General features: G+C 64.5%; 23 protein-coding genes. 16 read left to right on the top strand and 7 right to left on the bottom strand.

Going from position 1 to position 26,538, the window contains the following annotated elements; all coding sequences use genetic code 11:
• Positions 1–91 precede the first annotated feature (91 nt).
• Positions 92–967: an SDR family NAD(P)-dependent oxidoreductase gene (locus tag RPC_RS14945; RefSeq protein WP_011473423.1), complete on the bottom strand. Its 876-nt coding sequence runs from the start codon at positions 965–967 to the stop codon at positions 92–94.
• A gap of 242 nt (positions 968–1,209) precedes the next feature.
• Here RPC_RS14945 and RPC_RS14940 point away from each other — a divergent pair, with 242 nt between their 5' ends.
• Positions 1,210–1,473: a GlsB/YeaQ/YmgE family stress response membrane protein gene (locus tag RPC_RS14940; RefSeq protein ID WP_011473422.1), complete on the top strand. Its 264-nt coding sequence runs from the start codon at positions 1,210–1,212 to the stop codon at positions 1,471–1,473.
• A 122-nt stretch (positions 1,474–1,595) separates the two neighbouring features.
• Here RPC_RS14940 and pflA read toward each other — a convergent pair whose 3' ends face one another.
• The 3 genes from pflA to RPC_RS14925 all read right to left on the bottom strand — a co-directional run bounded on the left by pflA (position 1,596) and on the right by RPC_RS14925 (position 5,723).
• Positions 1,596–2,399 (bottom strand): pyruvate formate-lyase-activating protein, encoded by an 804-nt coding sequence (gene pflA, locus RPC_RS14935; RefSeq protein WP_011473421.1) that lies wholly within the window; start codon positions 2,397–2,399, stop codon positions 1,596–1,598.
• Complete coding sequence (gene pflB / locus RPC_RS14930; RefSeq protein WP_011473420.1) at positions 2,389–4,665, bottom strand: formate C-acetyltransferase; 2,277 nt, start codon at positions 4,663–4,665, stop codon at positions 2,389–2,391. Before pflB ends, pflA begins: the two co-directional genes overlap by 11 nt.
• An 809-nt stretch (positions 4,666–5,474) precedes the next feature.
• Complete coding sequence (locus RPC_RS14925) at positions 5,475–5,723, bottom strand: DUF378 domain-containing protein (RefSeq protein WP_011473419.1); 249 nt, start codon at positions 5,721–5,723, stop codon at positions 5,475–5,477.
• Between the two features lie 979 nt (positions 5,724–6,702).
• Here RPC_RS14925 and RPC_RS14920 point away from each other — a divergent pair.
• The 14 genes from RPC_RS14920 (at position 6,703) to RPC_RS14855 (ending at position 21,392) form a co-directional block, all read left to right on the top strand.
• Positions 6,703–7,422, top strand: a complete 720-nt coding sequence (locus tag RPC_RS14920) for an aspartate/glutamate racemase family protein (RefSeq protein ID WP_041801877.1) — start codon at positions 6,703–6,705, stop codon at positions 7,420–7,422.
• Between the two features lie 77 nt (positions 7,423–7,499).
• Positions 7,500–8,360 carry a VOC family protein gene (locus RPC_RS14915; protein WP_011473416.1) on the top strand — a complete coding sequence of 287 codons (861 nt, stop codon included), beginning with the start codon at positions 7,500–7,502 and terminating at the stop codon, positions 8,358–8,360.
• A gap of 11 nt (positions 8,361–8,371) precedes the next feature.
• Positions 8,372–9,487, top strand: a complete 1,116-nt coding sequence (locus RPC_RS14910) for a M14 family metallopeptidase (protein ID WP_041801875.1) — start codon at positions 8,372–8,374, stop codon at positions 9,485–9,487.
• Between the two features lie 22 nt (positions 9,488–9,509).
• Positions 9,510–10,523, top strand: a complete 1,014-nt coding sequence (locus RPC_RS14905) for a quinone oxidoreductase family protein (protein WP_011473414.1) — start codon at positions 9,510–9,512, stop codon at positions 10,521–10,523.
• Positions 10,520–10,948 carry a PaaI family thioesterase gene (locus RPC_RS14900; RefSeq protein ID WP_011473413.1) on the top strand — a complete coding sequence of 143 codons (429 nt, stop codon included), beginning with the start codon at positions 10,520–10,522 and terminating at the stop codon, positions 10,946–10,948. Before RPC_RS14905 ends, RPC_RS14900 begins: the two co-directional genes overlap by 4 nt.
• 65 nt (positions 10,949–11,013) lie before the next feature.
• The gene (locus RPC_RS14895; protein ID WP_011473412.1) at positions 11,014–12,621 is read left to right on the top strand and encodes an ABC transporter substrate-binding protein; all 1,608 of its coding nucleotides are present in this window, start codon (positions 11,014–11,016) and stop codon (positions 12,619–12,621) included.
• Positions 12,622–12,634: 13 nt separating this feature from the next.
• On the top strand, positions 12,635–13,603 hold the full coding sequence (locus tag RPC_RS14890) for an ABC transporter permease (protein ID WP_011473411.1): 969 nt from the start codon (positions 12,635–12,637) through the stop codon (positions 13,601–13,603).
• A gap of 3 nt (positions 13,604–13,606) precedes the next feature.
• Entirely contained in the window at positions 13,607–14,452 is an 846-nt protein-coding gene (locus RPC_RS14885) for an ABC transporter permease (RefSeq protein ID WP_011473410.1), read from the top strand.
• Complete coding sequence (locus tag RPC_RS14880; RefSeq protein WP_011473409.1) at positions 14,452–15,477, top strand: ABC transporter ATP-binding protein; 1,026 nt, start codon at positions 14,452–14,454, stop codon at positions 15,475–15,477. The genes RPC_RS14885 and RPC_RS14880 overlap by 1 nt, the downstream gene beginning before the upstream one ends.
• The gene (locus tag RPC_RS14875) at positions 15,455–16,441 is read left to right on the top strand and encodes an ABC transporter ATP-binding protein (protein WP_011473408.1); all 987 of its coding nucleotides are present in this window, start codon (positions 15,455–15,457) and stop codon (positions 16,439–16,441) included. Before RPC_RS14880 ends, RPC_RS14875 begins: the two co-directional genes overlap by 23 nt.
• 23 nt (positions 16,442–16,464) lie before the next feature.
• Complete coding sequence (locus RPC_RS14870; RefSeq protein ID WP_011473407.1) at positions 16,465–17,973, top strand: class I adenylate-forming enzyme family protein; 1,509 nt, start codon at positions 16,465–16,467, stop codon at positions 17,971–17,973.
• Complete coding sequence (locus RPC_RS14865; protein ID WP_011473406.1) at positions 17,970–18,734, top strand: SDR family NAD(P)-dependent oxidoreductase; 765 nt, start codon at positions 17,970–17,972, stop codon at positions 18,732–18,734. Before RPC_RS14870 ends, RPC_RS14865 begins: the two co-directional genes overlap by 4 nt.
• Positions 18,735–18,762: 28 nt before the next feature.
• Positions 18,763–20,562 carry a gamma-glutamyltransferase family protein gene (locus RPC_RS14860; RefSeq protein ID WP_011473405.1) on the top strand — a complete coding sequence of 600 codons (1,800 nt, stop codon included), beginning with the start codon at positions 18,763–18,765 and terminating at the stop codon, positions 20,560–20,562.
• 311 nt (positions 20,563–20,873) lie between these two features.
• Positions 20,874–21,392, top strand: a complete 519-nt coding sequence (locus tag RPC_RS14855; RefSeq protein WP_011473404.1) for an Lrp/AsnC family transcriptional regulator — start codon at positions 20,874–20,876, stop codon at positions 21,390–21,392.
• Between the two features lie 26 nt (positions 21,393–21,418).
• Here RPC_RS14855 and RPC_RS14850 read toward each other — a convergent pair whose 3' ends face one another.
• The 3 genes from RPC_RS14850 to RPC_RS14840 all read right to left on the bottom strand — a co-directional run bounded on the left by RPC_RS14850 (position 21,419) and on the right by RPC_RS14840 (position 24,236).
• Complete coding sequence (locus tag RPC_RS14850) at positions 21,419–21,865, bottom strand: hypothetical protein (protein ID WP_011473403.1); 447 nt, start codon at positions 21,863–21,865, stop codon at positions 21,419–21,421.
• Complete coding sequence (locus RPC_RS14845) at positions 21,862–22,365, bottom strand: MarR family winged helix-turn-helix transcriptional regulator (protein ID WP_011473402.1); 504 nt, start codon at positions 22,363–22,365, stop codon at positions 21,862–21,864. Before RPC_RS14845 ends, RPC_RS14850 begins: the two co-directional genes overlap by 4 nt.
• A gap of 68 nt (positions 22,366–22,433) precedes the next feature.
• A complete protein-coding gene (locus RPC_RS14840; RefSeq protein WP_011473401.1) occupies positions 22,434–24,236 on the bottom strand; it encodes an NAD(P)-binding domain-containing protein in 1,803 nt (600 codons plus the stop codon).
• A gap of 607 nt (positions 24,237–24,843) precedes the next feature.
• Between RPC_RS14840 and RPC_RS14835 the strand changes: the two genes are divergently transcribed.
• Positions 24,844–26,514: a DmsE family decaheme c-type cytochrome gene (locus RPC_RS14835; protein ID WP_415914715.1), complete on the top strand. Its 1,671-nt coding sequence runs from the start codon at positions 24,844–24,846 to the stop codon at positions 26,512–26,514.
• The last annotated feature ends 24 nt before the right edge of the window (positions 26,515–26,538 follow it).

Here is a 26,538-nt window from a genome sequence, read left to right as displayed (position 1 = left end):
AGAGCTTACCGGCGCAACGCAGGTCGTCTCGATGCGTGCCGACGAAGCGGCGCGGTCTCAAGCCACCTCACTGCGATCAATGGTCGGACCGTCAGCTGCCCGCCACCGCCGGTTCGGCCGTCAGCGCCTCGCTGATCTGCCACAGCCGTCGGTTGGCTTGCGGGTCGAGCGTCTGTGCGGGCGCCGGGATGGTCTTGCGATCGCCAAAATACCGACCACTGACGTTCGCCAATTCGGGGGCGTTGGCGAGATAGAGCACGCGCCGCGCCGCCTTCTCGGGCGAAGGGATCGCCCAGCCCAGCAGCCGGGCAAACAGCTTCAACAACACGCCTTGGGCGCCATCGGTGCCGCCCAGATTCGATTTGAAGACGCCGGGGAATACGCAATTCACCGTCACGCCGGAGCCCTCAAGCCGGCGCGCCAGTTCGAAGGTGAAGTGCAGATTGCCGAGCTTGGATTGGCCGTAGCCCTTCATCATGCTGTAGGGCCGCCGCTCCCAATTCAAATCCTCGAACTCCATCGCCGTGGTGATGCGGGTGCCGACGTTGACGATCCGCGCCGGCGCGCTGGCTTTGAGCAGATCCAGCAGCAGGGTGGTGAGGAGAAACGGGCCGAGATGGTTCACCGCCAGCGCGCACTCGATTCCGTCCGGGCTGAGCCGCCGTTCCGGGAAGGCGGTGCCGGCATTGTTCACCAGCAGCTCCAGGCGGCCGAGGCGCTGGTGAACCGCCTGCGCCAGCGCGCGGATCGCAGATTGATCGGCCAGATCGGCGACGAACAGATGCAGATCTTCGTTGCCCGTGGCGGCGCGGATGTCTTGTAACGCCTTTTCGCCCCGCGCGCGGTCGCGGACCACCAGGCCAACGCGAATGCCCTCGGCCGCCAGCGCCGTGGAGATCGCCTTGCCAAGGCCCGAGTTGGCGCCAGTGACCAAGGCGGTTCGTTGTCCCTCAGGGCTTGTGCTCATCGGCTGTTCCGCCTCACCGGATGCAGGGCTCGACCATCGCGCAGTTCTCGACAGGCAGAATTACGCTATCCGGATAGGCCGGCAACCCACCCATTGGGTGGGGCGGGATGGGCCCGGCGGCCACCGTGCAAACCGCATCTCGCGGCTGGGGCGAGCATCGGCTTTGGCCTCAAGCTACGGAACCTAATGTATCGGCCCGGCGTTTGCCCGCCAGTTCCTATGCCACCTCACGGGAGTATTCCATGGGCATTCTTTGGACCATCATCATCGGCTTCGTCGCCGGCGTCATCGCCAAGTTCCTGATGCCGGGAGACAACGAACCATCGGGCTTTATCTTGACGACGATCCTCGGCATCGTCGGCGCATTCGTCGCGACCTATCTCGGTCAGGCGCTGGGCTGGTATGGGCCGGAGCAGGGGGCCGGGCTGATCGGTGCGGTGGTCGGCGCGATCATCGTGCTGCTGGTCTATGGCTTCGTGGCCGGCCGCCGTCAGCGGGCGATCTGAGGCCTGCAACGCGGGGCCAATTTGCGTCGCAAGCGCGCTGAGTGATCCGGCGGCTCCATAGCCGCCGGTGTCGCGCTCATGGCTTGATAGGATAGTTGGCCGGCGCCTCTCGGCCCGTCGGTCTACGTTGCCACGAGCCCTTTGCTGCGGAACAGCTCACGGGTGCGTTCGAGCAGCTCGGGGGACGGCGGCGGGGTGTCGGCCAGCCGATACGGCGTGCCGACGTCGGCCCATTTGAACGCGCCCATGTTGTGGAACGGCAGCACGTCGACACGTTCGACATTGCCGAGGTCGCGCGCGAAGCAAGCTAAGCCTTCGATCTCGTCGAATTTGTCGGTGAGGCCGGGCACCAGCACGTAGCGCAGCCAGACCGGCTTCTGCATCGCCGCGAGCCGGCGGGCGAACACCAGCGTCGGCTCCAGCGCGACCCCGGTGAGGTTTTGGTAAGTCGCCTCGCTGAACGCCTTGATGTCGAGCAGCACCAGATCGACGTCGGCCAGTAGATAGTCGTCGGCATGGGCGCCGAGAAAGCCCGCGGTGTCGAGCGCGGTGTGCAGCCCCATCTCCTTGCAGCCGCGCAGGACGGCGTGGGTGAAGTCGGGCTGCACCAAGGGCTCGCCGCCGCTCAGCGTCACGCCGCCATGGGCGTGCATCAAAAACTTGGTATAGGCCGCGATGTCGCGCAGCACGTCGCGCGAATTGCTCGGCTTGCCGTGATGCATGTGCCAGGAATCGGGATTGTGGCAGTACTGGCAGCGCAGCAGGCACCCCGCCAGGAACAGCACGTAGCGAATCCCGGGACCGTCGACGGCGCCGCCGATCTCGGTGGAATGCACCCAGCCCGAGATGGCCGGGCGCACGGCGCGCAAACCCGAAGGTTTGCGCGCCGCGGTGGCGTAACCGGCGTTGGCCTGGTCAGTGTACACTATGGAAGGTCCGAGAGATGACGTCGAGCTGCTGCTCGCGCGTCAGTTTGGTGAAGTTCACCGCGTAGCCGGAGACCCGGATGGTGAGCTGCGGATACAGTTCCGGATGATCCATCGCGTGCAGCAGCGTCTCGCGGTCGAACACGTTGACGTTGATGTGGTGGCCGCCTTGCGCGAAGTAACCGTCGAGCAGGCCGGTCAGATTGTCGACGCGGTCGGCTTCGCCGGCGCCCAGCGCCGAGGGCACGATGGTGAAGGTGTAGGAGATGCCGTCCTGCGAATGCGCGTAGGGCAGTTTCGCCACCGAGGCCATCGAGGCCACCGCGCCCTTGACGTCGCGGCGGTGCATCGGGTTGGCGCCCGGCGCGAACGGCTCACCGGCCTTGCGGCCGTCCGGGGTGTTGCCGGTCTTCTTGCCGTACACCACGTTGGAAGTGATGGTCAAAACCGACATGGTGGCGACCGAGTTGCGATAGGTCTTCTGCTTGCGCAGCCGCTCCATGAACTCCTTGACCAGCCAGATCGCGATCTCGTCGACGCGGTCGTCATTGTTGCCGAACGCCGGATACTCGCCTTCGATCGCGAAGTCGGTGGCAAGCCCGCGGGCGTCGCGGATCACCTTGACCTTGGCGTGCTTGATCGCCGACAGGCTGTCGGCGGCCACCGACAGACCGGCGATGCCGCAGGCCATGGTGCGCAGGATGTCGCGGTCGTGCAGCGCCATCTCGATCCGCTCGTACATGTACTTGTCGTGGCAGTAGTGGATGGCGTTGAGCGCGCCGATATAGGTCTTGGCGAGCCAGTCCATCATCGGGCCGAGCTTGGCTTTCACATCATCATAGTCGAGCACGTCGCCGGTCACCGGCGCCAAGGTCGGGCCGATCTGTTCGCCGGACAGTTCGTCGCGGCCGCCGTTGATGGCGTACAGCATGGTCTTGGCGAGGTTGGCGCGGGCGCCGAAGAACTGCATCTGCTTGCCGATCCGCATCGCGGAGACGCAGCAGGCGATGCCGTAATCGTCGCCCCAATAGGCCCGCATCAGATCGTCGTTCTCGTACTGGATCGACGAGGTGCGGATCGAGGTCAGCGCGCAGTAGTCCTTGAAGCCCTGCGGCAGGTAGTCCGACCACAGCACGGTGAGGTTGGGCTCCGGTGCCGGTCCGAGCGTCTCCAGCGTGTGCAGGAAGCGGAAGCTCGACTTGGTCACCAGCGCGCGGCCGTCCAGCCCCATGCCGCCGATCGATTCGGTGACCCAGGTCGGATCGCCGGAGAACAGCGCGTCGTATTCCGGGGTGCGCAGGAAGCGCACGATGCGCAGCTTCATGACGAAGTGATCGACCAGCTCCTGGGCGGTGGCTTCGTCGAGCACGCCTTCGGCGATGTCACGCTCGACGTAGATGTCGATGAAGTTCGACACCCGGCCGAGCGACATCGCGGCGCCGTTGGATTCCTTCACCGCGGCGAGATAGGCGAAGTAGGTCCATTGGATCGCCTCGCGGGCGTTCAGCGCCGGCTTGGCGAGGTCGAAGCCGTAGGCCTTCGCCATCACCACCAGTTCCTTCAACGCGCGGATCTGCTCAGCGATCTCCTCGCGCTGCCGCAGCACGGCGTCGTCGAGCGAGTCGAGTTCGAGGCTGGCGGCTTGCGCCTTCTTGTCCTCGATCAGCCGGGCCACGCCGTACAGCGCGACGCGGCGATAGTCGCCGATGATGCGGCCGCGGCCGTAGGCGTCGGGCAGCCCGGTGATGATGCCGGACTTGCGGCACTTCACCGCGTCGGGCGAATAGACGTCGAACACCGCGTCGTTATGAGTCTTGCGGATGCCGGGGAAGATCTTCTCGAAGCTCGGATCGGCTTTGAGGCCGTAGGCTTCGAGCCCGTTCTTCACCATGCGCCAGCCGCCGAACGGCATGATCGCGCGCTTCAACGGCGCGTCGGTCTGCAGGCCGACGATCTGTTCGAGCTCGCGGTCGATATAGCCGGCGCCATGCGCCACGATCGAGGAGAACGTCTTGCTGTCGACGTCGAGCACGCCGCCGTGGTCGCGCTCGAGCTGCAACAGATCCTTCAGCTTGGCCCACAGCGCCTGAGTGCGCGCGGTCGCCGGCACCAGGAACGACGCGTCGCCCACCCACGGCGTCACGTTCTTCTGGATGAAATCACGAACGTCGATCTCGCGGGTCCAGTTGCCGGCAGCAAAATCATGCCAGGGGTCGTTGGGGAGCGGTGCCGCCGCAACGACGTCAATGGTGTTCTGGATGTTCATGATGCCTCCTCGTTGGATAGAATGACGGAAGCCAGCGGATTGGCGCGCCTCCGCGTTGCGCGATGTTCATTGCCTGTCGTCGTGTATGGCGTCCCAACCGCCCGGCTTGCGGCGGGGCGATGCCGCCGTCGATCACATCGGCCTGGCACCGCGTGTCGGGTCGTTCCCGGGCGGTGGCATCGGCTACTGGAGATGACGCTGTCGAACGCTACCGTCTTATCGGCCGTGTTGCCGAATTAGGTTAAGGAAGACAAGCCGGCGCCTCAACCGTCGAGGACGAAACGGCAGGTTGCCACCGCGCGGTCTCCCTTGAGCTCCGCCCGGTGTTCAACGATCCAATCAGCAGTTCCGATCGCCTTGTTTCAAGCCGCACTCGCAACTGCGAGCGTGAGGCACTCGCGTCGTATTGTCAAGGAACATGCTTGTGCAGATGAGGAGAAGGCGAGGACCGCGTCTACGTCTTGCGGCTGAGCGTCGCAGGCCGAGGTGACGCAGCCGCTCTAACAGGTGTTTCGATCGATACGACGCTGGTGAGCCTGGCTGACGGCCCCGTGGCACGAGCGCCGCACTTCGAAACAGCTAGCGGCGCAACGGCTGGCCGGATCGGTGTCGTCCGGACGGTTGATCGGGTTGAGGCCGTTGGCGGCTCGTAACAGAGCCGCCAACGGATTCCCGCAGTCCGACCGCCGGAGGTGCGCAAACCGCCGCACCCGGCAGAAAGTAGGTCGCACAGTCAGTTTTTCGTCACCGACGATCGGCGAAAGCTGTCGCGGGTCACCTGGGCGCGCGGGGTGTCGAGCTCAGGACGTTCAATAGCTCCTCGACCCGAAGGTTTCCGGCTGGGACGAGAGCAGGCGGGACAGCGAGACGATCTGGAAGATCGCCGAGACCGCAACGAGGACGTAGACGATCCGCGATGCGGCCGATGAGGTTGCGGTTTCGGCGGCCCCGTTGCCCAGGATTGCCGTCACGAGATCGAAGTCAAATAGGCCGACCAAACCCCAGTTCAGGCCGCCGACGATCAGAAGTAGCAAGGTGATAGCATTGACGATGCGCATGGTGGTCCTCCGATGATGAGAGGCCGAACAACATCGGGATCAGCGGCTTGTTCCTAGACAGAAGCGCGAAACAATCAAGAACGACGACTGTTGCGCGCATGGTCGCAGGCGGAGATGAAAACGCTCGTTGTCGATGGAGAGGAAGCAAGAATTCGCGAGCCGAACGCTATTCCTCGATCTCGCTCAACACGGCCTCGGGTGCGACTTAATGACCTCGCCGATGTCAGGTGCCGTGTCCGCCGGCACGTCGAGTTCTCGGCGATCGCTGTCACCATCTTGATCAGGATGGTCAATCGTATCCGGTCGGCAGTTCATGTGCAGGTTGAAGTCGTCAGGTTTGTCGGTGCCGCATTGCGCGTTTCTGGCTGATCACGAAGGTGGAGAGAAAGATCGCCGCCACCGGGCCAGGACGACGAAAGAGAACTGTGGCACCCCGGGCAGCAGGTTCCAGGAGATCTATCAGCCGTAGACCCTCCGATGCGGATACACGAAAGTCATGCTGCCGGCGAACGCCCTCGTGGTGCTGGCGAGTTCCTCTTTAAACCCGGCCGGCTGCAACTGCACGTGGCGCGCCGCTGGCGCGGAGCGCTTCGATGTTCTGGCGAAGGGGTGGAACTCAGCTTGGATTGAGGTCCCGATCGACGTTCTTATGCTCCGACACCGCCAGACCCCGCCTTATGGACAGCATTGCCGTCGGCTCAAGCGCGGATCTCCGGTTTTCTCAGTCCGCCACTCGGCGAGTTGCCAGGTGCGGAGAGGCCCCTTTTGCTCGTGGCCGCCAGTGCCATCGTTTCCTTGAACAGGGAGTTCGCTCTGCGGCGGGGGCAGGAGACGAAATTCTATTCCTCGGATCGCCGCAACAACGCCAATTTCCTCCCCGGCACACTCCTGTAAGGTCCCGCAAACGCGATCCGATTGCGCGCCATCGCTGTTACTGTTTCGCCAAGGCAGAAATGTCATGTGGAAACGGACGGCGACGATGCAGACGATCGGCTTGATTGGCGGAATGAGTTGGGAAAGCACTGCAGTGTACTATCGTCGATTGAATGAGCAGATCCGCACCCGGCTCGGCGGTCTGCACTCGGCGGATATCCTGATGCGCTCGATCGACTTCGACGCCATCGTCAGCCTGCAGAAGCAGGGCCATTGGGACGAGGCGTGCCAGATCCTGGCGGACATCGCCCGGGTGCTGGAACAAGGCGGCGCCAGCTGCCTGTTGATCTGCACCAACACCATGCACAAGCTGGCCGACGAAGTGCAGCAGGCGGTGTCGATTCCGCTGCTGCACATCGCCGACGTCACCGCCGAGGCGGTGAAGGCCGAGGGCTTGAGCCGGCCGTTGTTGCTGGCGACCCGCTACACCATGGAACAGGACTTTTACGTCGAGCGATTGCGCGAGGGCTTCGGCCTCGATCCGGTGATTCCCGATGCCGACGGGCGGACCGTGATCCACGACATCATCTTCGATGAATTGTGTCAGGGCATTGTTAGCGACGCCTCCCGGAATCTGTACCTCGACGTGATCGCGGAGGGTAAAGCCAAAGGCGCCGATTGCGTGATCCTCGGCTGCACCGAGATCGGCCTCTTGGTCGGGCCGGAGCATATCGATCTGCCGGTCTTTGATTCTACGTTGCTGCATGCCGACGCCGCCATCGAGTTTTCGATGGCTAAGCTGGCACCGCGTCCGCGAGCGGCCTGAAGATCGGTCGCGATCAGCAAGACGTGAAGCGAACCACCTTGCCATTCTCCCGAGAACGAAGCTAAGGCAGGACAAGTATGAACGATACGGTTGCCGCCATTGACGAATTCCGGCCTGTTCTCGATCACGTCGTCATCAATGTGATGGGGGGGCTGGACGAAGCGGCGGCGCAATACGCCCGGCTTGGATTTCAGCTCACCGAGCGCGGACATCATACGCTGGGCTCCAGCAACAATCTCGCGATCTTCGGCAACGACTATCTGGAGCTGCTCGGTTATCTGCCGGGCCGCGAGACCCAGCGCGCCGATCTTTGGGCGCATCCCGCGGGGCTGACCGGTCTGGTGTTCAAGTCGATCGATGCCGAGCTGGTGTATTCCACTCTGAAAACCCGCGGCGTGCCGGTGCAGCCGCCGATCAGCTTCGCTCGGCCGGTCGTGTTGGCCGACGGCACGCATGACGCGCGGTTCAAGGTTGTTCGCGTCAGCGGCGAGCAGGTCGAGAATGGCCGCACCTTCTTCTGCCATCACGATACGCCCGAACTGGTGTGGCGCCCGGAATGGCAGGCGCATCGTAACGGCGTGACCGGCATCGCCGAATTCGTGATCGCAGCGCGCAATCCGGCACGGACCGCAGCGCTCTACGAGCAAATGTTCGGCCCGGGGCTGCTGGCTCAGATCAGCGGCGGGGTGTCGTTTCGGGCCGGCGCGGCCACCGTGCTGGTGTTGCAACCTGAGGCGGTTGCAGAGCGCTATGCCGGTGCAGCGCTGCTTAGCTCGGACGGCTCGGATCGCATGGTCGCGCTGGTGTTCAAGGTGGCCTCGCTCGATACGCCGCGGGCGGTGTTCGACGCCGCAGCGATCGCTTACCAGAGCTATGCCGGTGGCATCATCGTGTCGCACGCCGACGCAGCCAACGTCGCGCTCGGATTCACCGTATGAGACCGGCCGTGATGAACGATTTCACGAAGAGTTTCGCGCTGGATTACACCGGCGCGCGCGGCAAATTCGTCGCCACGGCCACCGCGCTTGGCTGCGCGCTGTCGCAATATCGGCATCCGACGAAGACCGGACCGGACGGCGAGGCGTTGCTGATCGACGTGGCGCGGCTCGGCGATCCCGGGGCGCCGTCGCAACTTGTGATCATCAGCGGCACCCATGGCTTGGAAGGACTGAGCGGCTCGGCCGCGCAAATCGGCTGGATGCAGAGCGAGTTTGCCCGCGCGCTGCCGCGCGGCGTGTCCGTGCTGTTTGTGCACGGGCTCAATCCGTATGGGTTCGCCTGGGGAACGCGGACCACCGAGAACAACGTCGATCTGAACCGCAATTTCATCGACCACGACGCGCCATATCCCGCCAACCCGGGCTATGCCACGCTTTATCCACACCAGGTCCCGGACGAGTGGACCCCAGCCGCGCTTGTCCCGTACACCGACGCCGTCTCGGCCTATCAAACCGCTCACGGCGCCGATGCGCTGTTCGATGCGCAGGCGAGGGGCCAATACGAATTTCCGCAGGGCACCAACTACGGCGGGACGCAGCGCGAGTGGTCCAATCTGGCGCTGGAAACCATCGTCGCCGATCATCTTGGCGCAGCGGAGCGGGTCGGCTTCATCGATTGGCACACCGGGATCGGCGACTGGGCGAAATCGTTCTTCCTGTGCTTCAACGACGAGGGCGGCGCGCTGCATGGCGAGGCCGTGCGCTGGTGGGGCAAGGACCGCATCGTCGGCCAGCGGCCGCATAACGTGGCGCGGCCGAATTATCAGGGGCTGGTGTTTCACGGCCTGAGCAAATTTCTCGCTGGCCGGCCGATGGTCGGCGCGGTGATCGAATTCGGCACCCGCGGTCCCCACGTCCGCCACGCGCTACGGCTCGATCAATGGCTGAAGTTCAAAGCCGAAGCCGACAGCGAACGGGTTCGCCTGCTGCGCGCCGACTTGCACGACTGCTTCGTGCCGGTGTCGTCGCATTGGCGCGGCGAAACCACCGAACAAGCGATCTCGATTACCCAACAGGCGGTCGAGGGACTGACGACCTGGTCCCTCGCTGCCACAACAGCAGCCTAACAAAAACGGAGCGAAACAGCACATGCGCGCGGTGGTCCTTCACGAACATGGTGACAACGACAAATTGCAATTCGTCGCGGATTATCCGACGCCGAAAGCCGGCGAGGGCGACGTCGTCGTCAAGGTGAAGGCTTCTTCGATCAATTATCACGACGTCTTCACCCGTCGCGGCATGCCGGGCATCAAGGTGCCGCTGCCGGTGATCATCGGGCTCGACGTGGTCGGTGAGATCAGCGAACTCGGTGCCGGCGTCGAAGGCTGGAAGCTCGGCGACCGGGTATTGATCGATCCGGTCAACCGCGTCGAGGGCGGCCTGATGGGCGAGACCCAGGACGGCGGCCTGGCGGAATACTGCCGCGCCAAAGCGCACCAGTTGGTGAAGATTCCCGACGCGGTGACGTTCGAGCAGGCGGCGGCGTTGCCGGTGGCCTACGGCACCGCGATCCGGATGATGAACACCATCGGCAAAATCAAGGCTGGTGAAAAGGTCTTGATCCTCGGCGCCAGCGGCGGCGTCGGCGTGTGCTGCGTGCAGCTCGCCAAGCTGGCCGGCGCCTATGTGATCGCCTGCGCCGGCAGCGAAGAGAAGGGCCGACGGCTCACCGAACTCGGCGCCGATGAGATCATCCTCTACACCCAAGCCGATTTCATGAAGACGGTGTTCGAGCGCCACGGCAAGCCGCATCGCCGGCGTTTCGTCGAAAGCGGCGGCGTCGACGTGGTGGTGAACTTCACCGGCGGCGACACCTGGGTGAAATCGATGCGCGTGCTCAAGGTCGGCGGCAGGTTGCTGACCTGCGGCGCCACCGCCGGCTATTCGCCGCAGGAAGATCTGCGCTTCATCTGGACTTTCGAGCTGCAGATCCTCGGCTCCAACGGCTGGGAGCGCGACGACCTGCCGAAGCTGTTCGATCTGGTCGAGAGCGGCAAGCTCAAGGTCTTGATCGACAAATCCTATCCGTTGGAGGAGGCGAAAGAGGCGGTGCGGGTGATCGAAGACCGCGCGGTGTTCGGCAAAGTCGTGGTGACGCCATGAGCAAGCCTGAGCCGCTGACCGCGGCGCAAATCCAGGCGATGCTCGATGCCTCGCCGTTCGCCCAGTTTCTCGGATTGGCTGTGACCTCGGCCGATCCGGAGAAGCAGGAGGTGACGATGCGCACGCCGATGCGCGCCGAATTTGAACGTCGTCCGGGCTCCAAGCAATGGCATGGCGGCGTGATCGCGTCGGTGATCGACACCGTCGGCGATTTCGCCGTTGGCATGATGGTCGGCCGCGGCCTGCCGACCGTCAACTTCCGCGTCGACTACCTGAAGCCGGCGGTCGACACCGCGCTAGTGGCGGTGTCACGGGTGCGCCGCGCCGGCAAGAGCGTCGGCGTCGCCGATGTCGACGTGTTCGACGAAAAGGGGGCACTGCTGGCGATCGGACGCGGCACCTATTCGACGCTGGAGTCGAAATGACACCGTAAGCACCGCAACGCAGCACCCGAGCCAGGTTCGACGCACTCGCAACGTAAGGAATACAGATGAGCAGGTTTTCGAGACGTGACTTTCTGCTGACAACTGCGGGCGTAGTGCTGGCGAGCCGGCTCGGGAGTTCCGCGGCCGCAGCCGCGGCGGCGACGCCGAAGCGGGGCGGAACGCTGATCGGCACTTGGGGCGGCTTCGAACCGCAGTCGCTGTTCGTTCCCGCCGGCGGCGGATCGAGCCCGTATTTCACCTCGACCAAGGTGGTCGAGCGGCTGTTGCGGCTCACCGTCGACCTCAAGTTCGAGCCGGTGCTGGCGCTGTCGATCGCGCCGGCCGCCGACTTCCGCAGCTACACCATCAAGCTGCGCGACAAGGTGACCTGGCATGACGGCAAGCCGTTCACCGCCGACGACGTTGTGTTCAACGCGATGGAATACTGGAAGCCGATCTCCGCCGGTGTGTCGCTCAACGCGCTGGAGGCGGCGGAAGCCGTCGATCCGCTCACCGTGGTGTTCAAGTTCAAGGCGCCGGTGCCGGAGTTCTTTCTCAAGTCGGTGCTGTCCGGCAAAGCCGGCCTGGTGATCCCCAAGCACATTTATGCCGGCAGCAATATCATCACCAATCCGGTCAACAACACCCCGATCGGCACCGGCCCGTTCAAGGTCAAGGAATGGGTGCGTGGCAGCCACGTCGAATATGCCCGCAACGAGAGCTATTGGAATCCGGGGCTGCCCTATCTCGACAAGCTGGTGATCCGCTGGTGGCGCGACCCGGCGTCGCGCTCGGCGGCGTTCGAAGCCGGTCAGCTCGATATCGGCACGTTCAACCCGATTCCCTATCCGGAGATCACCCGGCTCACCGCCGGCGGCAAGTTCGTCGCGGAGACCAAGGGCTATTCAAACTCCGCCTGGATCGCGACCGTCGAGTTCAACCAACGCCGCGACATCTTCAAGAAGCGCGAGGTGCGCCAGGCGTTGATGATGGCGATCGATCGCGAATTCATCGCCGACACCATCTTCTTCGGCCGCGCCAAGCCGTCGGTCGGGGTGGTGCACAACTCCAACGCGATCTTCTTCACCAAGGACGTCCAGGCCTATCCGTTCGACGTCAAGAAGGCCGCTTCGATGCTGGATGCCGCGGGCTATCCGGTGAAGGGCGGTTCGCGCTTCAAGCTCAGCCTGGTGTCGGCCGGCTGGTTCGAAGAGAACGTCAAGATGGGTCAATACGTCAAACAGGCGTTCGAGGACCTCGACATCACCGTCGACCTCGCGGTGCCGGACCGCGCCACCTCATTGAAGCGGATCTATACCGACTACGACTATGACGTCGCGATCTCGAACAGTACCGGCAGCGTCGAGTTGGTCCCCACCTCCACGCAATATTACACCACCGACGGCATCGTGAAGGGCGCGGCGTTCCGCAACGCTACCGGCTATTCCAATCCGGAAATGGACAAGATCGTCAGCAGCATGACGGTGGAGACCGACGAGCCGAAGCGCATTGCGCTCGCCAAGGAGTTCGACCGCCTTGCGACCAGCGAAGCGCCGATCCTGCCGATGGTGGATCTCGAGCCGGTGACGATCGTGCGCTCCGACGTGCGCGACCATTCATTGACCGCGGACTTCATGGGTGAGAGCTGGGCTGAACTCTGGCTCGATCGCTGACAAGGGAGGCAACGTGCGTCGCATCATCATTCGCCGCCTTCTTCAGATCATCCCGCTGATCCTCGGGGTGATCGTGCTCAACTTCATGCTGATCCATATGGCGCCGGGCAGCCTGTTCGACGTCATGACCTCGGAGCAGCAGGTCACCGACCCGGCGATGCTGGATCAGCTGCGCCACACCTACGGGGTCGACCAGCCGACCTCGGTGCAACTCGCCAAATACATCTGGTCGGTGATGCGGCTCGACCTCGGCTTCTCCTACCGGCAGAATGCCCCGGTGCTCGACGTGATCCTCGAGCAGCTGCCGTCCACGGTGATCCTGATGCTGTCGGCCACCGCGATCGCGCTGCTGGTCGGCATCACCGCCGGGGTGCTGGCCTCGGTCAAGGTCAACACCATCTGGGACAATCTGATCTCGCTCGGCGCGGTGTTCTTTTTCGCCGCGCCGAGCTTCTGGCTCGGCATCATGATGACGGTGCTGTTCGCGGTGAAGCTCGGCTGGTTTCCGGTCGGCGGCATGCGCACCATCGGTTCGGAGCATGGCGCGTTCGGCGACGCGCTCGACGTGATGCACCATCTGGTGCTGCCGGCCACCGCGCTCGGGCTGTTTTACGCGGCGACCTACGCCCGGGTGATGCGAGCCTCGATGCTGGAGGTGTTTCGTCTCGATTTCGTCCGCACCGCGCGCGCCAAGGGGTTGTCCCGCGGCCGCGTGGTGATTGCGCATGTGATGCGCAACGCGCTGTTGCCGATCGTGACGCTGCTCGGCCTGCAGCTCGGCACCATCTTGGGCGGCAGCGTAGTGATCGAGGCGGTGTTCAGCTGGCCAGGCATCGGCAGTCTGTTGTTCGACAGCGTGATGAGCCGGAACTTCCCGATGGTGCTCGGCGTGCTGGTGCTCGGTTCGCTGCTCGTCGCGGTGTCCAACGCCGCGGTCGATCTGATCTATCTGCGGCTCGATCCGCGCATTCGGGTGAGGTAGCGCATGCTCAGACTCACGATCGATTTCGCCGGACGCTTCGCCCGCAACCGCGCCGCTTTGGTCGGCTTCGTGCTGGTGATCCTGGTGATCGGCATCGCGCTCTCGGCGCCGTGGTTGTTTCCGCGGAACCCGCTGCGGATCGTCGGCAAGCCGGAGATCTGGCCGTTCATGTCGTCGCGCTATCCGCTCGGCACTGATTCACTCGGTCGAGACATCGCGGCGATGATCGCCTACGGCGCCCGCACAACGTTGCTAATCGGGCTGTGCGCAAGCCTGACCGCGACCATCATCGGCATCAGCGTCGGCGCCACCGCGGCGTATTTCGGCGGCTGGATCGACGAGCTGTTGATGCGCTTCACCGAACTGTTCCAGACCATCCCCAATCTGATCTTCGTGCTGACCATCGTCTCGATCCTCGGCCAGAAGATCGAATACGTCACCATCGCGGTCGGCATCGTGACCTGGACGCCGATCGCGCGGCTGACCCGGGCGGAATTCATGTCGCTGCGCGATCGCGAATTCGTCCAAGCTTGCCGCGCCATGGGGATGGGCAATCTGCGCATCATGTTCGGCGAGATCCTGCCCAACGCGTTGCCGCCGGTGATCGTGCTGTCGTCGCTGGTGATCGCCGGCGCGGTGCTGTTCGAATCCGCGGTGTCGTTCCTCGGGCTCGGCGATCCCAACGTCTCGAGCTGGGGCCGGCTGATCGGCGATGGTCGCACCTTGATCCGCAGCTCCTGGTACATCTGCGCGGTGCCGGGTCTGGCGATCATGCTCACCGTGCTGGCGCTCAACCTGGTCGGCGATGGCCTCAACGACGCGCTCAATCCGAAGCTGAGGGACCGCTGATGGCTGCCGTCACGCTCGCGACACCCGCGCCGCTGTTGGAGATCGATCGACTCGAAGTGTCGCTGTTCACCAGGCGCGGCGTGCTGCCGGCGATCGATGGGCTGTCGCTGACGGTGGCCGCCGGTGAAACCCTGGCGATCGTCGGCGAATCCGGTTGCGGCAAGTCGCTGTCGGCGCTCGCGGTGATGCGGCTGTTGCCGGAACCGCCGGCGAAGATCGTCGGCGGCGCGATCCGTTTCATGGGCCGTGATCTCGCGGCGTTGTCGGATCGCGAGATGCAGCGGGTGCGCGGCCAGGACATCTCGATGATCTTCCAGGATCCGATGACTTCGCTGAACCCGGTGATCACCATCGGCGATCAATTGGTCGAGGCGATCCGCTGCCACGCCGATGTCTCGCGCAAGGAGGCGTCGAACCGCGCGGTCGAAATGCTGCGGCGGGTGCGGATCCCGGACGCCGAGCGGCGGCTCAATGACTATCCGCATCAGATGTCCGGTGGCATGAGCCAGCGGGTGATGATCGCGATGGCGATCGCCTGCGGTCCGAAGCTGCTGATCGCCGACGAGCCGACCACCGCACTCGACGTCACCATCCAGGCGCAGATTCTCGATCTGATGAAAGAAGTGCAGACCGACACCGGGATGGGGCTGATCATCATCACCCACGACCTCGGCGTGGTCGCCGAGACGGCGGATCGGGTGGTCGTGATGTATGCCGGCCGCAAGGTCGAGGAGGCCCCGGTCGAAGCGCTGTTCGAGCGGCCGCTGCATCGCTACACCCGCGGGCTGCTTGGAGCGACGCCGTCGGCGTTGCGACATGGCAACCGGCTCGTGGAAATCACCGGCAGTGTACCGGCGCTGGAGAACCTGCCAACCGGCTGCGCGTTCCAGAATCGCTGCCCCGACGCGTTCGATCGCTGCCGCGCCGAGCGCCCGACGCTGCAGCCGTTGCTACCACACCGCACCGCCGCCTGTTTCGCCGCCGAAGAGGAGTTGTCGCGCGATGTCGCTGCTATCGGTTCTTAGCCTTTGCGTGCAGTACCAGACCGCGCAGGGCACCGTGCGCGCGGTCGACGATGTCAGCTTCGAGCTTGACGCTGGCGAGACCGTCGGCCTGGTCGGCGAATCCGGCTGCGGCAAGTCGACGCTTGGCAAGGCGGTGATGCGGCTGGTGCCGTGCTGCGACGGTCTTGTCGTGCTCGACGGGCAGGACATCACCCATATGCAGAGCCGCGCGTTGAAAGACGCACGCAAGACCATGCAGATGATCTTCCAGGATCCTTACGGCTCACTCAATCCGCGGCATGATGTCGGCACCATCGTCGGCCAGCCGCTCAGCGTCGCCGGGTGGTCGCGCCGCGATATCCGCGACCGGGTCGTCGAGTTGCTGGAGCAGGTCGGGTTGCCGAAGGAGGCGGTGCGGCGTTATCCGCACGAGTTCTCCGGCGGCCAGCGTCAGCGGCTCGGCATCGCGCGGGCGCTGGCGCTCAGCCCGAAGGTGATCATCTGCGACGAGCCGGTGTCGGCGCTCGACGTCTCGGTGCGCGCCCAAGTGATCAACTTGCTGGAGGATCTGCAGCAGTCGACCGGGGTGGCCTATCTGTTCATCTCGCACGATCTGTCGGTGGTCGAGCATATCTCCGACCGCTTGATCGTGATGTATCTCGGCCGCGTCGTCGAGAGCGGCCGCAGCGAGGACGTCTGGCGCCAACCGGCGCATCCCTACACCCAGGCGCTGCTGGCGGCGGCGCCGGTGGCCGATCCACGGCAGGCACGGCGCCGGGCCAAGAGCATCCTGCAGGGCGAATTGCCGAGCCCGCTCAATCCGCCGCCGGGGTGCAGCTTCAACACCCGCTGCGCGTTCGCGCAGGAGCGCTGCCGGCAGGAACGGCCGATGCTGCGCGCGGTGAGCGGCGGGCGCAGGGTGGCCTGTCATTACGATCTTTTGGAACATCCTGCGGCGGTGCCGTTTGCGGAGGCGGCCCAGTGATACGTCAGAGTTTGGAGGACGCGATGCGTTGGCATAATCTCGGAGACTTGGTCGACCGCAATCGCGACCTCGATCGCGAGGCGATCATCGATCTGGTCGATCGCGATCACCCGCGCCGCTACAGCCATCGCGAGATCGATCGGCTGGCCAACGGGGTCGCGAAGTATCTCACCGAGCAGGGCTACGCCCGCGGTAGCCACATCGCGATCGCGTCGTTCAACCGCGCCGAATACATCGTCTGTTATTTCGGCATCATGCGCGCCGGCTGCGTCGCGGTGCCGGTCAACGTCAAGCTGCCGCGCGACACCATCGATTACGTGATGGACGACGCGAAAATCCAGCTCGCCTTCGTCGACGCCGCGCACCGGCCACTGGTGCGCGAGGGCATCAAGGTGATCGATTTCGATGACGCTGGTGCTGGCGGTTTCGCCGGGTTGATCAAGCCCGGCGAGTTTGAGAGCGTCAAGGCTGCGCCCGACGAAATCGGCCAGATGCTTTACACCTCCGGCTCCACCGGCCGCCCGAAAGGCGTGCCACTGACGCATTCCGGGCAGCTTTGGGCGATCGCGACGCGCACCGGCGGCGCGCTCAGCGACGATGAACGCTACGTCATCGCCCAGCCCTTGTTCCACATGAACGGGCTGTTCGCGATCAAGACGATTTTCGCCAGGAACGCCTCAGTGGTGCTGCTGCCGTCGTTCGAGGTGCGCAGCTACATCGATGCCATCGCGACCTATCATGTCACCGCGGCCAACGCGGTTCCGACGATGTGGGCGCGCGTCGTCAAAGAGCACCAGCTGCTGTCGACCCACGATATCACGTCGATCCGGCGGTTGATGCTGGGTTCGGCGCCGATGACCATGGCGCTGTGGGACAAGATCAAACAGGCGCTGCCGAACGTCACCATCACGCTCGGTTACGGCACCACCGAGGCGGGGCCGGCGGTGTTCGGTCCGCATCCGCAGGGCATCCCGACGCCGCCGATGGCGCTCGGCTATCCGATCGATCCGGACGACGTCCGGCTGGCGAACGGCAGCGAGAGCGAGGGCGTGCTGCTGATGCGCAATCCGGCGCTGATGCCGCGCTATCACAATCTGCCGGAGCAGACCGCGAAGGCGATCTCCGACGGCTGGTACTACAGCGGCGACGTGATGCGCCGCGACACCGACGGCTTCTACTATTTTGTCGGCCGCGCCGACGACATGTTCGTCTGCTCCGGCGAAAACATCTATCCCGGCGAGGTCGAGAAGCTGCTGGAGCGACATCCGCAGGTGCAGCAGGCGGTGGTGGTGCCGCTGCCCGACGAGGAGCGCAGCCAGGTGCCGGTCGCCTTCATCGTCAGCCGCGCCAAGGCGCCGCCGAGTTTCGACGAGATCCGGCAATTCGCCATTGCCAACGGCCCGGCCTATCAGCATCCGCGCCGGATCGAATTCGTCCATGAATTGCCCTGGGCCGGCACCAACAAGATCGATCGCAAGAGCCTGATCGATCGCGCGCGGACTCTGGAAGCCAATCGCGGGTGGTCGGCGTGACGCGGGCGTTGACCGGAAAGATCGCGCTCGTCACCGGCGCCAGCCGCGGCATCGGTCAGGCGATTGCGAAGCGCTTGGCGGCCGAGGGCGCGACCGTCGCGGTGCACTACCATTCCGCGGCGGATGCGGCGAAAGCGACCATCGACGATATCATGGCCGCGGGCGGCGCGGGCTTTGCGCTGCAGGCCGATCTGTCGGCGAAGGGCGGCGCTGCTGCGCTCGCCGAACAATTGTCCGCACAACTGATCGAGCGTTATCGCAGTCCGCAGTTCGACATTCTGGTCAACAATGCCGGGCTCAGCAAACGCGCGACCATCGAGGACGTCACCGAGGAGGATTTCGATCGGCTATTGCAGACCAATCTAAAATCGCCGTTCTTTCTGATCAAGGCGCTGCTGCCGCAGCTGCGTAACGGCGGTCGCATCGTCAATATTTCCTCGATGGGGACGCGCGCGGCCTATCCGCTGATGGCGGCCTATGCGCCGGCGAAGGCGGGCCTCGAGGCGTTGAGCCGGCTGCTCGCGCAGCATCTAGGCCCCCGGCAGATCACGGTGAATTCGGTGCTGCCGGGCGCCACCGCGACCGACATGAACGTGACGGCGCGCGATCCGGTGGCGAGCCGTGCGGTCGCCGAAACCATTGCGCTTGGCCGCGTCGGTCAGCCCGACGACATCGCCAAGGTGGTGGCGTTCCTCGCCTCCGACGCCGGCGGCTGGGTCACCGGCCAGCAGATCGACGCCAGCGGCGGTCAGCGCTTGTAATGCGGCCTTCGCCGCCAAAGGAATTTTGATGAGCTTCGTCGACCCTTCAGCCTTTACGACGCGTCCGGAAATCGTCGGCACCTTCGGCGTGGTGACGTCGACGCATTGGATCGCCACCGCGGTCGGCATGTCGATCCTGGAAAAGGGCGGCAACGCGTTCGACGCCGGCTGCGCGGTGGCGTTCGTGCTGCAGGTGGTGGAGCCGCATCTCAACGGCCCCGGCGGCGACGTGCCGGTGATCCTGCACGACGCCAAACGCGACCGCACCGAAGTGATCTGCGGGCAGGGCACCGCGCCGGCCGGGCTCAGCATCGAACATTGCCGTTCGCTGGGGCTCGATCTGGTGCCGGGCACCGGGCTGCTCGCCGCCTGCATTCCCGGCACCTTCGACAGTTGGATGCTGCTGCTGCGCGACTACGGCACCATGGATCTGGTCGAGGTGCTGGCGCCGGCGATTTCCTATGCGCGCCGCGGCCACCCGCTGGTGGAACGCGCCAGCGCCACCATCGCCACCGTCAAGCAGCTGTTTCTCGAACACTGGCCGACCTCGGCCGCGGTGTTTCTGCCGAACGGCGAGGTGCCGGCGCCCGGCACGCTATTCTGCAATCCGACGCTCGCCGACACGTATCAGCGGATCCTGCAGGAGGCGCTCGCCACCGGCGGCAATCGCACGGTGCAGATCGAGGCTGCGCGAAAGACCTGGTCCGAAGGGTTTGTCGCCGAGGCGATCGACAAATTCTGCAAGAGCCCGGTGATGGACGTCACCGGCCGCCACCACGCCGGCGTGTTGGCCGGCCAGGACATGGCGAATTGGCAGGCCAGTGTCGAGCAGCCGATCGGCTATGATTACGGCCGCTACCGCGTGCTGAAGGCCGGACCCTGGACCCAAGGGCTGGTGGCGCTGCAGCAACTGGCGATCCTGAAGGGCTTCGATCTCGACAAGCTCAGCCCGGTCGATCCGGAATTCATCCATCTGGTGGTCGAGGCGTCGAAGTTGGCGTTCGCCGATCGCGAGGCGTTCTACGGCGATCCGAAGTTCGCCGAGGTGCCGGTCGAGATTCTGCTGTCGGATGCTTACAACGCGGTGCGTCGGACGCAGATCGGCGAAACGGCTTCAATGGAATTGCGGCCGGGCAGCATCGACGGCTTCTCCGGCAAGGTCGATGCGCGGGTGTCGAGCGGCGCGCGAGTCGCCGTCGGCGCTTCGGGCGCCGGCGAGCCGACGGTCGGGCGGATGGGCAATGTGCGCGGCGACACCGTGCATTTCGACATCATCGACAAGGACGGCAATATGATTGCCGCCACGCCCTCCGGCGGCTGGCTGCAGAGTTCGCCGGTCATTCCCGAACTCGGCTTCGCGCTCGGCACCAGGGCGCAAATGTTCTGGCTCGACGAAAGCCATCCAGCCTCGCTGGTGCCTGGCAAGCGGCCGCGCTCGACGCTGTCGCCGACCATGGCGCTGCGCGACGGCAAGCCGTATCTGGCCTGGGGCTCGCCCGGCGGCGATCAGCAGGACCAATGGATCCCGCAGTTCTTCCTGCGCCACGTCCATGCCGGCATGAACCTGCAGGAAGCGATCGACGCGCCGGCCTGGCACAGCGAGCATTTCCCGGCGTCGTTCTGGCCGCGGCAATCGCGACCGGGCGTGCTGGTGGTGGAAAATCGGCTGCCGCCCGCAACCATCGAAGAGTTGCGCCGCCGCGGCCACATCGTCGAAGTCGGCGAGGAGTGGTCGGAAGGCCGCCTGGTATCAGCCGCGCTTGATGGCGATTATCGTCGCGCCGCCGCCAATCCGCGCGGCATGCAGGCCTACGCCGCCGGACGATAGCCCCGTCCTTCATCGCCACAGGCCGCCTTATCGTCGCGACCGGGCTTTTAGCCCGGCTGCAGGCGTGCGCGTGATAACCATCAAATCAAAAGCTATGCGCCGTTCGGCAGGCGACCGCTTTTGCGGTCGCGCGGCTTGGCAGTGGCGCCGCCGACGTCATCATGACATCAAATCAAGCGCCGGCTTGCTGTGACATTGCGCAGCCTGGCGAATGTTTATGCTCGCGGATGCGATTGGCTCGCAATATCCTTGCACAGTAGCAGCGTTAGATGACATGAATATGCTCCCGCTGCGCTGAATTGGAGGCCAATATGCTCGACGAGCTTGACCGCAAGATCCTCGCAACGTTGCAGGTCGACAGCAGTCTATCGATGCAGGAGGTGGCCGAGCGGGTCGGGTTGAGTTCGACGCCCTGCTGGCGACGGATTCAAAAGCTGGAAAACTCCGGTTATATCAAACGCCGCGTCGCCCTGCTGGATGCCGAGAAGCTCAACCTCGGGGTCAGCGTGTTCATCGCGGTGCGGACCAACCAGCACAGCGCCGAATGGGTGCAGCGGTTCCGCAAGATCGTCGTCAGCTTTCCCGAGGTGGTCGACTTCTATCGGTTGAGCGGCGACGTCGATTATCTGATCCGCGCGGTGGTCTCTGACATTCGCGCCTATGACGACCTCTATCAGAGGCTGATCGCCAAGATCGATCTGCAGGACGTCTCCTCGATGTTCACCATGGAGCAGATCAAGTCGACCACCGAACTGCCGTTGTTCAATGCGCCGGCCAAGCGCGGCCGCAGCGACGCCCCGGCCGAGCGGAGCCTGGCCTTCACGCAGTGACGGCCAGGGTGGCAAGTACAAGCCTGTCAGGTTGCGGCCACGCCGAAGCGCCGGGCTAGTTTCAAGCCATCGCGGATGCTGAGGCCGAGCAGGGTGATGTTGACCGCACCCGCCAGCAGTTCGAGCGCCTGAATCACGATGAAGGTGCGGTCGAACTGGCCGGCGGCTGCCTGCCGTTGCAGCATGACGGCGCAGGGCACCAGCACCACGACGCCATTGAACGCGATGATCGGCATGCGCAGGCGCTTGCTGACGATCTCCGGCCGTTGCGACTTGCCGCCGAGTTTGAAGCCGGTGAGGCCAGCGGTGGCGAGCGCCGGGATCAGGACAGCCAGGCCCCACAGGATGCCGAGCTTGACCGCGGCGATCGCTCCCGGATCGCCGCCGAGTTCGACCACCACGGTCGACAGCCAGAACCCGAGGATGGTGAGAAAGCCGATGATGCCGGCGATGGGATGCAGCGTGCGGATCATTCCGAACTCCTGTCGTTGGGTTGATCGTCCAGCCGGCCGCGCAGGGCGGCCAAAGTGTCCGAGGCCTTGCGGATCTGGCGCGGGTCGAGCCCCGTCACGAGGGCGTCGGCGACCGGCGTCCACAGTTGCGTGGCGCGCGCGAACACGCGTTGGCCGCGCGGCGTCATCACCACGAGCTTGGCGCGCTTGTGCGCCGGGTTGACCGCAAAGCTCACCAATTCGGCCGCGGCCAGTTCATCGACGATGCGCTGCACCGACTGCCGGGCAAGGCCCATATTGTCGGCGAGCCGGGCGACCGAGAACGTGCCCTGGCCGTGCGCGATCGACCCCAACACCTGCCAGCGGGCGCTGGTGAGGCCGAGCGGCTTCACCAGCGCGTCGCCGTGGCGAATCAAGGCGCCATTGAGCCGGAAGACCTCCAGCACCAGGGCATTGACCGGGTGATCGAATGGCGGCGAAACGGATGTTATCATGACAGTATGCTGCCATAATGGCAGCATACTGTCAATAGGAGCCGAGCCCGGGCCGGCTCAGCTCATTGCAGACATCGCAGCTGGCGGCCGGCAGCTCATCCGAGGTGATGCACCTGTTGCAGCCCATAGACCGGCGTCGGAATGCCTTCCATGCGGGCTTTCAGCTGCAGCGACAGGAATTGCGAGTAGTGCCGCGACTGGTGCAGATTGCCGCCGTGAAACCATAGACCCGGCTGCTGCGTCGGCTTCCACATGTTGCGCTGCTCACCTTCCCAGGGGCCGGGGTCTTTCCTGGTATTGGAGCCGAGCCCCCAGCACTTGCCGACCTTGTCGGCGACCTCCTTGGAGATCAGCTCCGCGGCCCAGCCGTTCATCGAGCCGTAGCCGGTGGCGTAGACCACGAGATCGGCGGGCAACTCGGTGCCGTCGGTGAGGATCACCGCGTTTTCGGTGAGCCGCTGCACGTCGACGCCGCTCTTCAACTTGATGCTGCCGTTGGCGACCAGTTCGGAAGCGCCGACATCGATGTAGTAGCCGGAGCCGCGCCGCAGATATTTCATGAACAGGCCGGAGCCGTCGTCGCCGAAATCGAGCATGAAGCCGGCGGCTTCCAGGCGCTTGTAGAAGTCCGCGTCGCGTTCGCGGATCGCGTTGTAGATCGGGATCTGGAATTCGTGCAGGATCTTGTAGGGCAACGACGCAAAGATCAGGTCGGCCTTTTCGGTGGTCATGCCGCTCTGCACCGCCTGTTCGGAATACAACGGGCCAAGCCCGATCTCCATCAAAGAATCCGACTTCACGATGTGCGTTGACGAGCGTTGCACCATGGTGACGTCGCCGGCGGCTTCCCACAGCGCCGCGCAGATATCGTGCGCGGAATTGTTGGAGCCGATCACCACCGCCTTCTTGCCCTTGTAGGCGTCGGGGCCGGGATGCTGCGAGGAATGATGCTGATCGCCCTTGAACAGCGCCATGCCTTCGAATGTCGGCATGTTCGGCTTGGCCGACATCCCGGTCGCCAGCACCAATTGCTTCGGCTTCAGGGTGATTTCCTGGCCGTCGCGCTCGACCACCACGGTCCATTCGCCGGCGGCTTCGTCGTAGCTCGCCGTCTTGCAGGTGGTCGAGCTCCAGTAGTTCAGCTCCATCACCTTGGTGTACATCTCCAGCCAGTCGCCGATCTTGTCCTTCGGCGAGAACACCGGCCAGTTCGCCGGGAACGGCAGATAGGGCAGGTGGTCGTACCACACCGGATCATGCAGGCAGAGCGACTTGTAGCGCTTGCGCCAGCTGTCGCCGGGGCGCTCGTTCTTTTCGATGACGAGGGTCGGCACGCTAAGTTGGCGCAGCCGCGCTGCCAGCGCGATGCCGCCCTGGCCGCCGCCGATGATCAGGCAATAGGGCTGCTTCGTGATGCCGAGTTCGGCGGCCTCCTGCTCGCGTTCTTCCTTCCAGGTCTTGCGATTGCGGTCGGCGCCGTGCTTGGCGCCCATCGGCCGGTCGAAGCCCTTCGGCTCCTCGAAGCCCTTCAGTTCAACCATCGTGGTCAACAAGGTCCAGATCCGGCCGTCCTTCAGCCGCAGATGGCCGAAGCCGCGAGCGACCGCGGTTTCGAATTGGATCCAGCTTTCGATGAGGCCGTCGGCCTCCGAGGAATCCTCGCCGTCGGCGATTTTCCACTTCGCCGGCTTGGTGTCGGCGAGCCTCGCCTCGAGCATCCCGCGAACCTGGTCCTTGCCCTCCATGGTCTTGATATTCCAGGTGAAGGTGACGAGGTCGCGCCAGTAGCAATCGGTCTGAAACAGATCGAGCGCGCGCTCGATGTCGCCGGCGGACAACGCCTGATCCAATGTCGCGAGCAATTCGGTGACTTTGCCGTTGGGGGCCTTGTCGAGCATCCTGATGTCCTCCCGTTTGGTCATGGCGCCATTGAGCGCTCGTTGTTCGCCGCCGCGAGACCGGCGTCGGGAAGGCTGCGCCCGCCGCGATCTGATCCCAGAGCGGTGCAAGAGTAACACGTCGGCTGCACGAGGCGAGCTGGAAGACCGGCCAGTTGCGCGACGCTGGTCTTCGTATGCTGCGCCGCCGCATGAGATTGCCGCAGTGCGCAAAGCGAAAACTAACAGAATCGGATCTGCCGATGTGGGCAAAATGGGTAGTTAGTGCCGGATCAGTTGCGAGCAATGTCGGCGACCCGACGTCATGTCGAAGGTATGATTACACGAGTTTTCTCGAATCTATTAGTTCGTATCAAAACAATGCGGGACATTTAGTCGCGGTTTGATTTGAATCAAAGGCTCGCGACCTGTCACTATGAAAGCCTGAGGTACTTGAATGGGCTTCAGTTCGGTTTGTTAGCATGATCAGCCAGGTCCGCTGGTCCAACTAATCACGACAATCATAACATTCGTACGCGCCGAGCGCGTATCTGTGGGGGTAACGATGGGGGGCTCTTTGCGAGCTGCGCCACTTTATTGTGGCGCGGCAACGGTGGATCGTGCGCCGGTGAAACACACCGGTCGTCCGGCGATCGGCGGGCAGGGTCGGGCAACCCTGACCGAGCCGATCGTCCAGGCCCGAGACTCGGCTCGGGCGTTTCTATCAGCTCTGACACTGGCGGCGATGATGGCGCTGGGGCTGCTCGCCCCAGCCAGCGCCGAGGACGCAGCGGTTTCTGATGGGCGGGGGCGGCTCGACCGCACGCCGCCGCTGTCGAGCACGGTCGACCCCGACGTCGCGGCGCTGGCGGACTACGCCGCGCAAAATCTCACCGGCTCCGACGCCAAGCCGAATTATTCGCCGGCACAGCCTGGTTACGGGGCGATCGCCGCGCACGCCGGCCTCGGTCTCGGCTCAGGCCTATCGGCGGCGCATGGCGCGTCGCCGCATGGCGGGAGCGGCGGCGGGCACGGCAGCGCGCGCCGCTTCACCACGCTGCTCGACGGATCGAATGACCGCGTCGCTGCAATCCTGACATTGCCGGACGATCCGATGTTCAAGGCCGTCGCCGAATATGTCCGGCTGGGGGCCGCGATGAAGGTCGCAACCACAGCCGAGCAGCGAATTCTGCGCGGCCATGAGCAGCGTCACCTGCGGGCGCAGCGCGTCCGGCACGAGCCCGACTACGTCGCGCTGATGCCTGAGCCGCGCGAGGCGACGGTGAAGACCTGGGTGGCGCTGGAAAACTTCGAGGACAACCCCGATACCCCGCCACAATTCGATTTCGTCCAGATCCTGGCGGCGAAGACCGACGGTTGGAAGCCGATCCTGATCGCGGTGCAGAAGCAGACCCAAGCCGCCGTCGGCAGTGCGCGGGCACCGATGGTGGCGCCGGCGCCGGGCGATCCGGACGGGCGCTACTTCGTCGGCTCGAAGCCATGCGAGACCTGTCACGCCGGCCTGTTCGACGAATTCCAGCAGACCGTGATGGGCCGCAACATCAAGTCCGGCAAGCTCACCCCGCAGGGCAAGATGGAATGCGAGACCTGCCACGGTCCCGGCTCCGCCCACGTCAACGGCGGCGGCGGGCGCGAAAAGGGCGGCATCCGCTCGTTCCGGCTCACCGACAGCCGCGGCGTCGACGTCGCCGATTTCAACGGTGTCTGTCTGAGCTGCCACGAGAAGGGCGACCAGACCTATTGGCAGAGTTCGGCCCATGAGAGCCGGGGCCTAGCTTGCGTCAACTGCCACACCGTGATGCGCAAGGTCTCGCCGCGCAACCAGCTGAAAACCGAACTGGTGATGGATACCTGTTTCCAGTGTCACAAGGATCGTAAGGCGCAGGCGCAGCGCACTTCGCACATGCCGGTCCGCGAGAACAAGATTACTTGCGTGAACTGCCACAACCCGCACGGCAGCGCCTCCGAGAAGCTGCTGCGCGAGGCGACGGTCAACGACACCTGCTTCCAGTGTCATGCCGACAAGCGCGGGCCGTTCCTGTTCGAACACCCGCCGGTGCGCGAGAACTGTCTGAACTGCCACGAGCCGCATGGTTCCAACCATGAATCGCTGCTGATCGTGGCGCGGCAGCGGCTGTGCCAGCAGTGCCATACCAACCCGCACAATCAGCCGGGACTTCCGGCGGCGGCGCGGTGGGCGGTCGGCAATGCCTGCCAGAATTGTCACACCAACATTCATGGATCGAACGCGCCGTCGGGGTCGCGATGGCACCGCTAGGCAAAGCCGCCGGGGCAGGCAACG

This window comes from Rhodopseudomonas palustris BisB18, assembly GCF_000013745.1.
GTDB lineage: Bacteria > Pseudomonadota > Alphaproteobacteria > Rhizobiales > Xanthobacteraceae > Rhodopseudomonas_A > Rhodopseudomonas_A palustris_F.
The sequence above is the reverse complement of the archived record's forward strand: the minus strand, read 5'-3'. Positions and strand labels throughout refer to the sequence as shown.

What these genes read in the sequence shown, in the direction of transcription:
- RPC_RS14875 (WP_011473408.1), top strand. Translation starts at nt 15,455, where the DNA reads ATGTCGCTGCTATCGGTTCTTAGCCTTTGCGTGCAGTACCAGACCGCG.
- RPC_RS14845 (WP_011473402.1), bottom strand. Translation starts at nt 22,365, where the DNA reads ATGCTGCCATTATGGCAGCATACTGTCATGATAACATCCGTTTCGCCG.
- RPC_RS14855 (WP_011473404.1), top strand. Translation starts at nt 20,874, where the DNA reads ATGCTCGACGAGCTTGACCGCAAGATCCTCGCAACGTTGCAGGTCGAC.
- RPC_RS14905 (WP_011473414.1), top strand. Translation starts at nt 9,510, where the DNA reads ATGCGCGCGGTGGTCCTTCACGAACATGGTGACAACGACAAATTGCAA.
- RPC_RS14915 (WP_011473416.1), top strand. Translation starts at nt 7,500, where the DNA reads ATGAACGATACGGTTGCCGCCATTGACGAATTCCGGCCTGTTCTCGAT.
- RPC_RS14840 (WP_011473401.1), bottom strand. Translation starts at nt 24,236, where the DNA reads ATGCTCGACAAGGCCCCCAACGGCAAAGTCACCGAATTGCTCGCGACA.
- RPC_RS14860 (WP_011473405.1), top strand. Translation starts at nt 18,763, where the DNA reads ATGAGCTTCGTCGACCCTTCAGCCTTTACGACGCGTCCGGAAATCGTC.
- pflB (WP_011473420.1), bottom strand. Translation starts at nt 4,665, where the DNA reads ATGAACATCCAGAACACCATTGACGTCGTTGCGGCGGCACCGCTCCCC.
- RPC_RS14850 (WP_011473403.1), bottom strand. Translation starts at nt 21,865, where the DNA reads ATGATCCGCACGCTGCATCCCATCGCCGGCATCATCGGCTTTCTCACC.
- RPC_RS14945 (WP_011473423.1), bottom strand. Translation starts at nt 967, where the DNA reads ATGAGCACAAGCCCTGAGGGACAACGAACCGCCTTGGTCACTGGCGCC.
- RPC_RS14910 (WP_041801875.1), top strand. Translation starts at nt 8,372, where the DNA reads ATGAACGATTTCACGAAGAGTTTCGCGCTGGATTACACCGGCGCGCGC.
- RPC_RS14925 (WP_011473419.1), bottom strand. Translation starts at nt 5,723, where the DNA reads ATGCGCATCGTCAATGCTATCACCTTGCTACTTCTGATCGTCGGCGGC.
- RPC_RS14900 (WP_011473413.1), top strand. Translation starts at nt 10,520, where the DNA reads ATGAGCAAGCCTGAGCCGCTGACCGCGGCGCAAATCCAGGCGATGCTC.
- RPC_RS14920 (WP_041801877.1), top strand. Translation starts at nt 6,703, where the DNA reads ATGCAGACGATCGGCTTGATTGGCGGAATGAGTTGGGAAAGCACTGCA.
- RPC_RS14870 (WP_011473407.1), top strand. Translation starts at nt 16,465, where the DNA reads ATGCGTTGGCATAATCTCGGAGACTTGGTCGACCGCAATCGCGACCTC.
- RPC_RS14940 (WP_011473422.1), top strand. Translation starts at nt 1,210, where the DNA reads ATGGGCATTCTTTGGACCATCATCATCGGCTTCGTCGCCGGCGTCATC.
- RPC_RS14880 (WP_011473409.1), top strand. Translation starts at nt 14,452, where the DNA reads ATGGCTGCCGTCACGCTCGCGACACCCGCGCCGCTGTTGGAGATCGAT.
- RPC_RS14895 (WP_011473412.1), top strand. Translation starts at nt 11,014, where the DNA reads ATGAGCAGGTTTTCGAGACGTGACTTTCTGCTGACAACTGCGGGCGTA.
- RPC_RS14885 (WP_011473410.1), top strand. Translation starts at nt 13,607, where the DNA reads ATGCTCAGACTCACGATCGATTTCGCCGGACGCTTCGCCCGCAACCGC.